This is a genomic window from Weissella sp. MSCH1 (assembly GCF_045799135.1).
Lineage (GTDB): Bacteria > Bacillota > Bacilli > Lactobacillales > Lactobacillaceae > Weissella.
In genome coordinates, this window is the sequence record NZ_JBJMBA010000046.1 from 75,211 (window position 1) to 87,671 (window position 12,461).

Consider the following 12,461-nt stretch of genomic DNA (forward strand, 5'->3'; position numbering starts at 1 on the left):
AAGGCTAGAGTAAACCCTAACCTTTCGTTGCTATCTATTATAGTTCATCATTCTCGTCAGCTGGCATTTCGGTGTCACCGGCTGGGCGACGCGCACCATAACGACGTTCGCGAACCACCTCTATGTAGAATTCCGCCATCGTTGCATTGTAATACGGAATTACGTAGATTGCGGCAATCCCAAAGGTCAGCGCAACCAAAATCCACCAACCGATAAAGCTCAATTGTAGCCAGAAAAAGCGTCCCTTGTAGCCTTGCATCAAGTCTTGTGAGCGTGTCAAATATTCTGACAAGCTCGTGATTTTAGCACCATTTTTAACGTCTTCTGCGAAAATCAAGCCCGCTTGCGAGTATGCAAATGACTTAATAATTCCCGGCACAATCAACAAGAAGGTCCACAATACTGTGAACAAGAAACGTAGGCCATACAATACAACGACGTCAACCAACGTCTCACGGCCCCAGAACTTCAAACTCGCTTGTACGGGGTTCGCTGGCGCTTCTTGCGACCGACGCCATTCAACAAAGGCCCACACCGTGCCTAGCCCAAAGACACCAAAGATAATTTCACTCACCATGCTTGTTGTGAACATCCCGAACAAATACTGAACCGACTCACCAAAGCCCAAAGAACTTGGATTTGGTGTTCGTTGGCCGTCCCAGAACGTTGAGACAATTTGCCATAAAATCAAAATCAATGATATTTTCAGCGAAATGCCAAAGGCCGGTCCTTTAACACGCGACCGTGCGCGCATCTTCAAATCATAATTGCTTAGCATACCCATATCCTTATCTATATCCCTTTACTCTAGCTATTAGTTTAACATACTCGACTTAGCGGGGATTTACGGTTATTTAACAAAAAAGGCGGCGTGCATTGCTGCACACCGCCCTCAGTAGCTGGGATAGCTGGATTCGAACCAGCGATACACGGTACCAAAAACCGATGCCTTACCACTTGGCCATATCCCAATCATTTTTCAACGAATATTATAATAACGCTGCTTACTTTTTGTGTCAACAATTTTTGACAGTCGTTTTAAAAGCAACAAAAAAGCCGGCAAGCGTATTCGCTCACCGACTTTCATCAGCTGGGATAGCTGGATTCGAACCAGCGATACACGGTACCAAAAACCGATGCCTTACCACTTGGCCATATCCCAATGATGCGATGGGGGCTATAGGATTCGAACCTATGAACCCGAAGGAATGGATTTACAGTCCACCGCGTTTGACCAGACTTCGCTAAACCCCCGCAACAACAAGATATATATTACCAAGTATCCCACAAGTTGGCAACCCCTTTTTTGAAATTAAATCATTATTATTGCAAAATATATGATGCAAATAGAAAAAGACCAGGTTACCCTAGTCTTTTTTCTGCTATTTATTATGCTGCTAGCAAACTCTTAGCCAAGTAGAAGCAACCAAGAACTCCCGCATTGTCACCGTTTCCCACGGTAACAATGTACTTATCCAAATCATCAACTGGCAAGTAATCAGCTAATTGTTCTGCAAACGCCTTGCGCACCATTGGCAACAAGACTTCACGGTGTGGCACACCACCACCGAAAACAATGCGGTCTGGGCGCAACGTGACGGTGTATGTCACAGCCGCTTGGGCCAAGTAGTAGGCCTCGATTTCCCAGGCCAAGTGATCATCTGGCAATGACTTAGCTGATTCGTGCCAACGATCTTCAATCGCTGGGCCGGCAGCCAAACCTTCTAAGCACGCATCCCCGTGGAATGGGCAATGCCCTGCATAGTTATCTTGTGGGTGCTTGCGCATCATAATGTGCCCAGCTTCAGGGTGTGAGTTACCACTCAACAAGTGACCGTGTTGGATAATACCAGCACCTACCCCAGTTCCAACTGTCAGATATACCACGTTTTCAACATCTGAAGCCGCCCCAGAAACGTATTCTGACCAGCCTGCACCGTTCACATCTGTCGTCCAGAAGTAAGGGATGTCACGCCAAGCCTTCATAGCACCCAAGAAATCATAACCTGACCAACCACGCTTAGGCGTATCCAACACATAACCATAAGTACGACTGTCTGGGTTAATATCAATTGGTCCAAAGGCCGCAATCCCGATTGCCGCAATATCCTCGTATTGATCAAAGAATGCGATGACTTGTGCAAGCGTTCCCGCACCATCTAAGGTTGGAAAACTCTCACGTGCAATGACCGTATCCGGGTCATTAACGTCCGCAACCGCAACAACAAACTTCGTACCACCTGCTTCAATAGCCCCCAAAAGTGACATGATTTATTCCTCCTATAACACTGACAACTTTGAAATCAAAATTGCACCAACAATTACCAACACCGTTCCAAGCAAAATGTACCCCATTTGACGCTTTGTCTTATGCTCACCAAGAATAAAGATGGCGCCAAAGGTTCCAACAATAATACCGGTTTGTGACAATGTCGTCGCCGTTGCTTGCCCAACGTCTGGATTTCCAGTTGAGATGAACATAAAGACATTTCCCAATGCCCATACCAAACCAGTAATGACTTGACGTGCCGTTCCAGACTTCATGATGTTGTTCGTTTCCTTAAAGTAGAACGCTACAATCAACAAAGCACCTAGAATTTGACCAACTGATTGTGGTGCCACAATCGCTGTCATATAGTCCAATCCATTATTTTGGTTGTGAACGGCATCTGAGATGTAGCCCCACTTGTTAAGCAAGTTAGGCAACACAAAGTACATCATAAAGGCTAGTGTTGACACGATAACCGCTGAAACACCACCCTTGAAGTCACGCTCTGGGTTCGTTTCCGCTGGCGCGTTCTTATCGCGAACGGTCGTCAACAAAGCACCACCTGTTACCAGCGCAATTGACAAGACCCCGAAGAACCACATCCGACCCGTGTGCCATTCACCAAGCACTGCCGCGGCCATCAAAGCGTTCCCAACGATTTGCCCGGATGTCGAAAGCGGATTTCCAATCGACACCCCTAGTTTCTTAAAGCCAATCAGTTGGCCAACCTGGCCAACCGCCCAAATCAAACCTGAAATAAATCCAACAATCCAAATCCGTGAATTAAATGCATAATCCATCCCGGCATTCGGAATAACGAAGAAGGCCAAGGTACCAAAACCAAGTATGATGGCCCCAATGGTCATCCCCATAATTCCTTGCGCCGCAGTTCCACCGGCTTTAGTCGTAACGATTCCAACAGAACCCCACGCTAATGCCGGCACTAATGCGATTAAAATTGACATAATAGCTCCCCTAATCAAAAAATTTGCCACTCAACACCTACTACGCTACCCGTTTGAAACCGCTTACACAATTAACATTTTTTAATTTCCCGTCATTTTTTAGATAATTTAGTCAAAAAACACCCGATTTCTGTAAGCAAACAGACAATCGGGTGTTTAAAAATTAATTGTATTTAATTAAGCATTTTTACGGTCACGCATAAAGAGCGCGGCACCAATTGCACCAATAAAGACCGTAATTGCAGCGGTAATCCCCACTGCAATCATGCCCTTATCATAACCATGTAGTACGACTTGTTGGAAGTCATACGCGAACGGTGCCTTAGTCAGGCGATCGCTAAAGGCAACCGCGTGGCCAGAAAATGGCCCAGCTTCAACCAAGGCCTTGTGCAAGCCAGTCGCTGCCGCTTCAGGCATCTTGACCGTTCCAAGGTGCGCATTCAAGTAGTCTTCATAGTGATTCGTCTGGGTCAAACCAAGCATCACGACACCGAACGATACACCGAATTGGCGGAAAACATTAAGCAACCCAGCTGCCATCCCCATTTCATATGGGGCAACACCTTCAAGCCCAGCCGTATTCAACATCGGGTTAACGATCGCATTCGTCAATCCCATCAAGACCATTGCTGGTACCAATTGGCTAAACGTTAGCTTCGTCGTCATGGCGTTGGCCAGCAACAAGAAGCCAATTCCACCAAGCAACAAAGCGCCTGAAATCATCCACTTCTTTGAGAACTTGTTACCCAAGATACCGGTTACCGGTCCCAAAATCAGTGACCAAATTGAAATCACTAGCTGACGCAAACCAGTTTGGAATGCCGTGTAGCCCATGTAATTTTGCATCAACCCCGTTAGATAGGCGTTGATGGCATACACACCAGCTCCCAACGTAAAGGCAACGATTACAGCACCCACAAAGTTAACGCTCTTAAACATCTTCAAGTTCATCATTGGCGTCTTCACACGCAACTCAACCAACACGAAGATAACTGCCAAGACGATACCTGCAATCAACCAACCGGCGATACGGGCGTCAGTCCACGCCCAGTGCACGTGGCTTTCCTTTTGAATCAAACCATACACAGCTGAGAACAAGGCTGCCGCTGACAAGAGCATACCTACGAAATCAATCTTTTGACCCTTACCATAGCTTGGCGTTTCTTTAACGTTAATCCACGTCATGATAACCGCGATGATACCGACGGGCACATTAATATAGAAGATTGATGGCCAACCAAAGGCTTCAACTAGGTAACCACCCACCAAGGGGCCTGACGCCGTCGACAAACCAATGACAGAACCTAGGATTCCTAGCGCTGTACCGCGCTCGCGACCTTCAAAGTTTGAAGCAACCAATGCCATTGCCAATGACATCAAGCCTGAGCCTCCAATCGCTTGGACCCCGCGCCCAATGTCGAGCACTGTTAGTGACGTTGCCATCCCGTTAACCGCTGAGGCAATGACGAAAACGAACATGCTGGCGATAAATATCTTCTTACGACCAAACATATCACCAAGCTTCGACACAATCAGCAACATGACCGCAAACACGATTGTGTACGCATTTAGGACCCATTGCAGATTATTAAACGTTGTCTTAAAATCAACCGCCATCGTTGGCAATGCCACATTCACAACCGTAACGTCCAACAAGGCCATAAAGACGCCCAAAGACATGGCTGCCAAGGCTAACCACTTCTTGTATGACTTCTCTTCTGTCATTCTCTTCCACCTAATTCTTATTTTTTTCGACAAGAATTGATTATAGGCGCTTTTACTTACTTTTCCAACAGAAAAAGAGCAGCTGATGGAAAATCATCAACTGCTCTTTTCATTTACTATTTAACACCGGCCATCAAGCGCTTGATGCGTGGTACCAAGAATACCAAGACTACACCAAGTACAACTGAGGCGATTCCGAACCAAGCGAAGTAAGCTACTTCGTTCTTAGGGTTGTACAACGTTACCAACTGGGCGTTCAACGCTGAACCAGCTGATGAAGCCAAGAACCACATTGACATCATTTGTGACATGAATGCCTTAGGCGCTAGCTTCGTTGTAACTGACAAACCAACTGGTGAAATCAACATTTCACCGATGATAACCAAGGCCCATGAGCCAACCAACCAAAGTGGTGACACCTTACCAGCCGTACCAAACATTGCACCAGGCAAGGCCATCAACAAGAATGACGCACCGGCGAACATCAAACCAATCGCAAACTTCATTGGTGAAGATGGTTGGTTCTTTTGCCACTTAACCCACAACCAGGCAAAGAATGGCGTGTATAGCATGATGAACAATGGGTTCAATGATTGGAACCATGACGCTGGGAACCATGACGTATCAACACGTTCGGCAGCAAAAGTTGCCAAAACGATTGATCCTTGTTCTTCAATGGCCCAGAACAACACAGCCGCCAAGAACAATGGAATGTATGAGACAACGCGTGAACGCTCTTCCTTGTTAACCTTAGCTGACGTAATCATCAACGTGAAGTAACCGATTGGCAACAAAATAGCGACAATCGTCAACAGGTTAACGAAGTTCTGCAAGCTCGTCCAGCCCATCAAAACCATCAACAAGACAACCAACGCAAAGGCGATGACACCAAGGACAATCTTCGTGACCAAAGGCTTCACTTCTTGCGGTTGCAATGGATCTGGGGCGTACATTGAATCTTCGTGCAAGTGCTTGCCACCAAAGTGGAATTGCAACAATCCGAAGAACATACCAATAGCAGCCAATGAGAAGGCGATGTGGAAGCCGGCTTGCTCTTGCGTCCAACCAACTAGCAATGGGGCGATAAATGAACCCAAGTTGATTCCGAAGACGAAGATTGAGAACCCAGCATCACGGGCTGAATCACCATCTTTATAAAGTGACCCAACCAATGATGAAACGTTAGGCTTCAACAAACCAGTTCCCAACACAATCAAAATCATTGATGCGAACATGGCTGGGGCGCCGAATGGCAATGACAAGGCGATGTGACCAAACATGATCAACACACCACCCCAGAAGACCGTGCGACGTTGCCCTAGCAAACGGTCAGCGATGAAACCACCGACAACACCTGATAGGTAAACCATTGACGCATAGATGGCCATGATTGAAGCTGCCGTTGCCTTTGTGACGTTCAAATCACCTGTCGCAATCAAATGCCACATGTAGTAAAGCAAGATGGCCTTCATACCATAGTAACTGAAACGCTCCCACATTTCGGTCATAAACAATGTTTGTAGACCACGTGGTTGTCCCAGGAATTTCTTTTCTGATTCCATAGAAAAGCTCCTTACGAATTTATATTTATTTGTTTTAACATAACTAATTCATTAGAAAATACTTATTAAGTTTACTTGAATTTCTTCATTTCCACAAGAAGGTATCAGAAATTGATTTTACTTTTTCCTACAAGGATAGTTTCGCGTTTGGTACAATGAATTGATATATCAGGAAAGAAAGGCGATATCATGGTTAAAATCGCTGTTACAAGTGACAATCACTTGGACATAAATAAGCAAGAGCCCGCCGAAATTTTAGCGAAACAAACACAAAAAATTCTAGAAATGAACGTTAATTATTACCTAATTGCTGGTGACCTATTTAACGATTTTAAGAAATCAATGGCATATGTGAGTGATTTACAAGAAAACCTGGGCGACCAGACCAAAGTCTTGTTTATTGCTGGTAATCACGACATGGGTCGCGGCACGGATTTTGCCGAGCTCGAATCACCCGTTAATGATTTTTACCTTCATAATAAGTACGTCGACATCCCTGGCACGGATTGGCGGATTATCGGCCACAATGGTTGGTATGATTACTTATTTGCTCGAGGCATTGACCCGGCAGATGTTGCTGCCTTCCGCCGTGGTTTTTACTACGACCGGATTATTGAACAACCAATGACTGATCCGGAGCGCATGGATTTAGGGTTAGCCCAAATGAAGGTACTCCTCGATGACGCGCAGGCCGCCGGTAAGCAAGTCATTTTCATGACCCACTTTGCACCAATTGGTGATGAATTAATTTTCCCAATCGGCGATCGACGCTGGGCAACTGTGAACGGCGTCTTAGGGTCTCCACGCACTGGCGAACTACTCGAAAGTTATGACAATGTGCGTCATGTCTTTTACGGTCACATTCACGTCACCGTGCCACCACGTGAAAAAAATGGGGTTATTTACTACAACCCCAGCGTTGGTTATAACCGCCGACGCTTGCAAGAATGGACCGCTGATAACTTCTTTGATGCTTGGCAAAACAAAGTTCAAGAAATAGTGTTGACATCTAAATAAATATTCTGTATAGTATATATTCGTTGAGGCGATACATATCGCTAAAGCGTTTATATGATGGGGGTTTAGCGAAGTCTGGTCAAACGCGGTGGACTGTAAATCCATTCCTTCGGGTTCATAGGTTCGAATCCTATAGCCCCCATTTATTATTGGGATATGGCCAAGTGGTAAGGCATCGGTTTTTGGTACCGTGTATCGCTGGTTCGAATCCAGCTATCCCAGCTAACGAAGTCGATGAGCATTTGCTTGTCGGCTTTTTTGTTATATTTTTTAGTTTACAGCCTGATTAATGCGGTTAATTTCATGTTTGTCCTGTTTTTCGCACTATTTTTCCTGTACAATGGTAAGCGTTCTATCTTTAAGGAGGTCACATGAAACTTAAGTGGACTGTCATCACCCTAATCGCCCTCGCTGCAACTGCAGCCGGGATCTACTGGGGTGTTGATGCATTCAATGAAAACAAAAGCTATCAAGGCAATATGCGTAATGCGCGTAATGCCGTCGCGGCCCACAACTGGTCAGATGCTGCTATCTACTATTCTGCAGCGCGCAGTGTTCGCGTTTCCGTCGAAAACCGCACCGCCCTTGAGCAACTTAACTACCTTAAGCGAGCGGACAAAGAAATTCGCCACAACAATTGGCAATCAGCTTTAAACCTGTATAGCCTGGTATTGGCAACGAACGGCGGCGTTGATCTGTTAAACAAAGCCGCCAAAAGTGGCGAAGATTACGTGACGGCACTTAAGAACGCCGATGAGTCAGCGGACAAAGCCTCTTCGCTACAAGTTGCGCTTGATAAGAAGTCTTCCGAACTCACCAAGGCACGTTCTTCTGCAGAAGCTGCTGTTAAAACAGCAAATGATGCAGCCAAGGCCGCACAAGACTCTGCTAAGAGCGCCGTAGATGCAGCGAATGATAACGCAACCGATCTGTCGAAGGCCCTATCCTCACAACAGGCTGCGGACAAAGCTGAAGCTAAAAGTGAAGCTGCCGATACTAAGACATCAAAAGTCGATAATCATAAGAAAGACAAAGCCAACTAACAAATTAAATAGCCGCAGGATCATGTAACATCATGATCCTGCGGCTATTCTCATATAATCAACTATTAAAATGACGCTTTCATTTTGGCAGCAGTGGCAACTGAATAAATCGCAATTAGCACCCCAACCATCAACATGACAGCAGCACCGATATTGCCAACAAAGTGTGAGGCTGACACCATCACACCGGCGACAATATTTCCCAGCGGCCGCGTCGCAGCAAAGGCGCCTGAGTAAGCCCCGAGCTTCTCAGGGTTCATCATATCCGCACGCAACGTCTGACTTGATGGCACATTAATCATTTCACCAACTGTGAAGACAACCGCCGTAAAGGCCAGTGGCCAAAAGTCACGGAGCAAGAAGGCCATGGCAAACCCGAGGCCTTGCAAGAATGTTCCAATCATATAACCACGGATTAGCGGCCAGCGATTTGTCATATGATTAAATGCTGACATCGTTAAGACGATTAAGACCGTATTAATCACCAGCATAAACGACAGCATCCGTTGACCATAGAAATGAATGCCAAACAGCGTGTAGTCGCGGAACGATTCTGCCAAGTGCGCTGCCAAATAGAAATCTGGTTGTGAATAAACCACGACCGAGAAAATCGTTCCGAACATGAATAGCAAGTAACGCTTATCCGTCAGCACATGCCCGTATGACTTGATAGCACTCCAGACTGACGAATTCGTCTTAACGGTGGTCATATCCAGCGTTTCCGACATCCCCCACTTGATAATCGCTGCATTAATAATGCCGACAATCATTGATCCCATTAACAATTCAAAGAGGTAATCGCGGAAGAACCAACCCCCAACGGCTGCCCCAATCATCACACCAATGTTAATGATCCAATAAATCAACGCAAAGACAAACTTACGATTTTTCAATGTTGACGAGTCAATCATCATCGCTTGCTCAGCCGGGTCAGCGAACGACGCCCCAACCGAAGCAGTCAGGAACCCAACAAAGGTGATGTACGGATTGGTATACCACGGCGAATTCATCAGCATAGCTAGCGCATAGCCACCAATAATCATGGCCGAGCCAATCAAGATGGTCTTTTTTCGCCCCAAAACGTCGGCTAAGTGACCGCCGTACAGCCCGGCAATAAAACCAGCTACCGAAACAGCAATCAGCAAAAAACCGGTAATGAAGGCCCCAAAATATTCAACGTAATAAACCGTTACGTTTGGCCCAATTGAGCTACCCAGTAAGACTGTTAGAAAAACAGTTAATGATCGCAGCTTCAAATTACGATCCAACTGCATGAAATCTTGCAACTTTCCGCCCTCCTTTTTCTGTCATAATCTAATTAGCATAACACAAAGAAACCGCTGTTCATACACAAAACAGCGGTTATATTATAATTCAATTAGATTTAATTACTTCACGTAAGCATGTGATATCAATTGGCTATCAATCTCATCAGTTGGAATGGTCATCGCAACTGCACCAACATACATCGGCGCAATTTCACCACGCTGGAAAACCAACACGAGTTCACCCTTGTTATTAATATAGAACGTCTGCTTAGGTCCAATCGCTGCGACCGGTGTGTCATACTGCTTCGACGCTGCGATTTGTTCATTGACATAATTTTTCAAAATTGCCTGATAGGCGTTCGCCTTAAATAGCATCGGCAGTGTTACGACCAGCCCATTTTGCTTATCAATTGTTGTGTAACGCAGCTTCGTAGCGGTATCGGCCGACGAGATATCCTGACGACGTTCCAGCACAAGCAGCTGCTCATTGTTCACCTTTTCAGCATAGGTTTGTGTCATCGACTTGGGCGTATCATTGGTCTTATTCATGAACGACTCGTATAATGCGCGACCCTCTTCTGCATAGGCCGTATTTAACTTATCAGATAATTGCCGGTCACGTAGGTTCGTCAACAAGGGTACCTTAATATCCGCATACGACGTCTTGTCGACATGCTTGTACTCGCGGAACAATAAAACTTTCACGGCATCACGCACAACTGGCACCCGTTCTGATGCATTCGCGAATGAATACGATGTGTTAAGCGCCAGCGTAAAAACTGCTGCTACAGCACCGACACCAATCACTGATGATTGCCACCAGTTCAAGCGCTTGCGCTTTGGTTCAGTTGCTACAATCGCTTGGTTGATAACAGCCGTCAACTTTTCAGTTGGAATGTCCTGTTGTGTATACTGCATCTTCAAATCTGCTAAAGTCATGTTAAATTCCCCCGTCCATCAAGGCTTCCAATTTCTTCAGACTGCGATAATACGTTGTTTTGACCGTATTTTCAGACAACTGCAATGTCAGCGCAATTTCCCCAAAGGTTTGATCTTCAAAAAAATGCAACCGAATAATCGCCTGTTCTTTATCAGACAAATCACTCACCGCTTGTTCAAGTGCTAAGCGGGTTTCTGGTGCAACTCCCGCCAAAGCTGGCATAAACGTTAAGACCTCGTCACCAATTTCATGACGGCGAGCTTGTTTACGTTGTGCATCGATGGCTGTATTAATCAAAATTCGAAACAGCCAGGTCTTGAGATATTGTTTCTCCTTCACCTGTCTAACTTGACGTAACGCTTTTTCAGCACTGATTTGCACGATATCCAGCGCCTCTGCTTCCGTGTGAACGTAGCCTAACGCAACGCGGTACAACGCCGTTTGATTTTCTTTCAGCGTTGCGATTAATTCTTCACGCATGTTACGTTCCCCCTAACTTTCAACACTTATTAGACGCTGTGATGCATGGAATAGTTTCAAAATTAAAAAAACACGCCGTTAAGCGTGTTTTTTATTACTCGGCGTCGCTGTTAGCTTCTTCTTCCGCAACAGCTGCTTCGTATGCCAAGACGCGTGCTGACACGTCCATGACGATATTATCTTCATCACGGATTGAGACAATCAATCCTTTGCCCAACCATGAGTGGTCACCAGAGTAAGGCATTTCCATCTCTTGTTGGAAATCACCATCGTGTTGGACGAACATCACACCCACGATACTATCTGTGTAGTCATCCGCAAACCAAATCTCAACTTCAGGGAACATGATGGCCTTGTAGTTCATCATCGTATCAAACATTCCCCAAACTGCAGTCTGCGCTTCCTCAGGTAGTCGCTTAGCAAGTTCTTCAGTAACAACGCGTGACTTAGTAGATTCAAACATTATATATAGTTCCTCACTCTAGATGTGGTAAAATTAATTCATATAAAGTATACCACGGAAGGACAATCTGCCAAATGAACGAATATCTATCATGGCGCGAAGGCCTAAAGGAAGTCGAATTCCCACACTGGGAGGACTTGCCAACATTTGACTTGTACATGGATCAGGTCGTTGAATATGTAAATGAAGTCTTGGCACCTTTAAACATGCCGGCTGTCACGTCAACGATGATTAACAATTATGTTAAGCAAAAGGTCATCTTGGCACCCGTTAAAAAGAAGTACCAAACGATGCAAATTGCGGATATCTTGATTATTTCATTGATGAAGCCCGTCTTCTCACTGGAAGAAATCCGTGCAGCCATCGATCAAGTGACGATTGGTGATTACCCTAAGAAGGCGTACAACGCGTTCGTTGATGCGTTGATGGCGCGTTTACAAGGGCCTGTGCCAGTTGAATTTGATCCTGACAACATTGATCTTCAGCTAATGCGCGACGCTGCCAACGTCGTCTTCCACAAAATGGAAGCTGAGAAGTTACTGGCCCTCATGCGTGAACGCAACCCAATCAAGGAAGTGCCTACTAAGAAGTAGTCTTCTGGTTTTGCGAGTTGGGTTGTGGGGTCGTCGCGTTGCGACGAGGCATGGGGGTGGGGAAGCGCCTCCGACAAAGATTGCATCCGGGCAACTCCGCCGGCGCGAGCACCGGCTAGCACCCAAATAATTATGC

Annotated in this window: 13 protein-coding genes and 5 tRNA genes; 5 read left to right on the forward strand and 13 right to left on the reverse strand. The window is 45.7% G+C overall.

The genetic code is table 11. The annotated features are described in order from the left end of the window. Positions 1 to 37: 37 nt before the first annotated feature. From ACJ28U_RS10780 to ACJ28U_RS10815, 8 genes are all read right to left on the reverse strand, one after another. Positions 38 to 784, reverse strand: coding sequence for a DUF975 family protein (locus ACJ28U_RS10780; RefSeq protein WP_407619277.1), 747 nt, complete (start codon positions 782 to 784; stop codon positions 38 to 40). A gap of 115 nt (positions 785 to 899) precedes the next feature. Then, positions 900 to 971 (reverse strand) — tRNA-Gln (locus ACJ28U_RS10785). Positions 972 to 1,090: 119 nt separating this feature from the next. Then, a tRNA-Gln gene (locus ACJ28U_RS10790) sits at positions 1,091 to 1,162 on the reverse strand. Between the two features lie 9 nt (positions 1,163 to 1,171). After that, positions 1,172 to 1,254: transfer RNA gene (locus ACJ28U_RS10795), tRNA-Tyr, on the reverse strand. A 135-nt stretch (positions 1,255 to 1,389) separates the two neighbouring features. Next, positions 1,390 to 2,268 carry an ROK family protein gene (locus ACJ28U_RS10800; RefSeq protein WP_407619278.1) on the reverse strand — a complete coding sequence of 293 codons (879 nt, stop codon included), beginning with the start codon at positions 2,266 to 2,268 and terminating at the stop codon, positions 1,390 to 1,392. Positions 2,269 to 2,280: 12 nt separating this feature from the next. Beyond that, a complete protein-coding gene (locus ACJ28U_RS10805; protein WP_010374993.1) occupies positions 2,281 to 3,234 on the reverse strand; it encodes a GRP family sugar transporter in 954 nt (317 codons plus the stop codon). A 177-nt stretch (positions 3,235 to 3,411) separates the two neighbouring features. Continuing rightward, positions 3,412 to 4,959 carry a DHA2 family efflux MFS transporter permease subunit gene (locus ACJ28U_RS10810; protein ID WP_407619279.1) on the reverse strand — a complete coding sequence of 516 codons (1,548 nt, stop codon included), beginning with the start codon at positions 4,957 to 4,959 and terminating at the stop codon, positions 3,412 to 3,414. Between the two features lie 116 nt (positions 4,960 to 5,075). Then, positions 5,076 to 6,521: a peptide MFS transporter gene (locus ACJ28U_RS10815; RefSeq protein WP_261720873.1), complete on the reverse strand. Its 1,446-nt coding sequence runs from the start codon at positions 6,519 to 6,521 to the stop codon at positions 5,076 to 5,078. Positions 6,522 to 6,710: 189 nt separating this feature from the next. On the opposite strand from ACJ28U_RS10815, the gene ACJ28U_RS10820 reads away from it, so the two are divergent. The 3 genes from ACJ28U_RS10820 to ACJ28U_RS10830 all read left to right on the forward strand — a co-directional run bounded on the left by ACJ28U_RS10820 (position 6,711) and on the right by ACJ28U_RS10830 (position 7,760). Then, the gene (locus ACJ28U_RS10820) at positions 6,711 to 7,538 is read left to right on the forward strand and encodes a metallophosphoesterase (protein ID WP_407619280.1); all 828 of its coding nucleotides are present in this window, start codon (positions 6,711 to 6,713) and stop codon (positions 7,536 to 7,538) included. A 59-nt stretch (positions 7,539 to 7,597) separates the two neighbouring features. Further along, positions 7,598 to 7,680: transfer RNA gene (locus tag ACJ28U_RS10825), tRNA-Tyr, on the forward strand. A gap of 8 nt (positions 7,681 to 7,688) precedes the next feature. Beyond that, positions 7,689 to 7,760 (forward strand) — tRNA-Gln (locus tag ACJ28U_RS10830). A 381-nt stretch (positions 7,761 to 8,141) separates the two neighbouring features. Here ACJ28U_RS10830 and cas5 read toward each other — a convergent pair. Further along, positions 8,142 to 8,279, reverse strand: coding sequence for a CRISPR-associated protein Cas5 (cas5, locus tag ACJ28U_RS10835; protein WP_099088909.1), 138 nt, complete (start codon positions 8,277 to 8,279; stop codon positions 8,142 to 8,144). Here cas5 and ACJ28U_RS10840 point away from each other — a divergent pair. Next, positions 8,270 to 8,581 (forward strand): hypothetical protein, encoded by a 312-nt coding sequence (locus tag ACJ28U_RS10840; protein ID WP_407619281.1) that lies wholly within the window; start codon positions 8,270 to 8,272, stop codon positions 8,579 to 8,581. The two genes, cas5 and ACJ28U_RS10840, sit on opposite strands and share 10 nt — an antisense overlap. A gap of 65 nt (positions 8,582 to 8,646) precedes the next feature. On the opposite strand, the gene ACJ28U_RS10845 is transcribed toward ACJ28U_RS10840, so the two are convergent. The 4 genes from ACJ28U_RS10845 to ACJ28U_RS10860 form a co-directional block, all read right to left on the reverse strand. Then, on the reverse strand, positions 8,647 to 9,867 hold the full coding sequence (locus ACJ28U_RS10845; RefSeq protein ID WP_085637232.1) for an MFS transporter: 1,221 nt from the start codon (positions 9,865 to 9,867) through the stop codon (positions 8,647 to 8,649). 102 nt (positions 9,868 to 9,969) lie between these two features. Beyond that, on the reverse strand, positions 9,970 to 10,788 hold the full coding sequence (locus tag ACJ28U_RS10850) for an RsiV family protein (protein WP_407619282.1): 819 nt from the start codon (positions 10,786 to 10,788) through the stop codon (positions 9,970 to 9,972). A gap of 1 nt (position 10,789) precedes the next feature. Continuing rightward, the gene (locus ACJ28U_RS10855) at positions 10,790 to 11,269 is read right to left on the reverse strand and encodes an RNA polymerase sigma factor (protein ID WP_099088906.1); all 480 of its coding nucleotides are present in this window, start codon (positions 11,267 to 11,269) and stop codon (positions 10,790 to 10,792) included. 94 nt (positions 11,270 to 11,363) lie between these two features. Further along, positions 11,364 to 11,732, reverse strand: coding sequence for a hypothetical protein (locus ACJ28U_RS10860; protein WP_099088905.1), 369 nt, complete (start codon positions 11,730 to 11,732; stop codon positions 11,364 to 11,366). A 74-nt stretch (positions 11,733 to 11,806) separates the two neighbouring features. Between ACJ28U_RS10860 and ACJ28U_RS10865 the strand changes: the two genes are divergently transcribed. Beyond that, entirely contained in the window at positions 11,807 to 12,325 is a 519-nt protein-coding gene (locus tag ACJ28U_RS10865; protein ID WP_099088904.1) for a DUF1836 domain-containing protein, read from the forward strand. The last annotated feature ends 136 nt before the right edge of the window (positions 12,326 to 12,461 follow it).

Excerpts from the sequence above, each read along its gene's own strand:
- ACJ28U_RS10865 (WP_099088904.1), top strand. The coding sequence starts at position 11,807 with ATGAACGAATATCTATCATGGCGCGAAGGCCTAAAGGAAGTCGAATTC.
- ACJ28U_RS10860 (WP_099088905.1), bottom strand. The coding sequence starts at position 11,732 with ATGTTTGAATCTACTAAGTCACGCGTTGTTACTGAAGAACTTGCTAAG.
- ACJ28U_RS10815 (WP_261720873.1), bottom strand. The coding sequence starts at position 6,521 with ATGGAATCAGAAAAGAAATTCCTGGGACAACCACGTGGTCTACAAACA.
- ACJ28U_RS10805 (WP_010374993.1), bottom strand. The coding sequence starts at position 3,234 with ATGTCAATTTTAATCGCATTAGTGCCGGCATTAGCGTGGGGTTCTGTT.
- ACJ28U_RS10820 (WP_407619280.1), top strand. The coding sequence starts at position 6,711 with ATGGTTAAAATCGCTGTTACAAGTGACAATCACTTGGACATAAATAAG.
- ACJ28U_RS10850 (WP_407619282.1), bottom strand. The coding sequence starts at position 10,788 with ATGACTTTAGCAGATTTGAAGATGCAGTATACACAACAGGACATTCCA.
- ACJ28U_RS10855 (WP_099088906.1), bottom strand. The coding sequence starts at position 11,269 with ATGCGTGAAGAATTAATCGCAACGCTGAAAGAAAATCAAACGGCGTTG.
- ACJ28U_RS10780 (WP_407619277.1), bottom strand. The coding sequence starts at position 784 with ATGGGTATGCTAAGCAATTATGATTTGAAGATGCGCGCACGGTCGCGT.
- ACJ28U_RS10800 (WP_407619278.1), bottom strand. The coding sequence starts at position 2,268 with ATGTCACTTTTGGGGGCTATTGAAGCAGGTGGTACGAAGTTTGTTGTT.
- ACJ28U_RS10810 (WP_407619279.1), bottom strand. The coding sequence starts at position 4,959 with ATGACAGAAGAGAAGTCATACAAGAAGTGGTTAGCCTTGGCAGCCATG.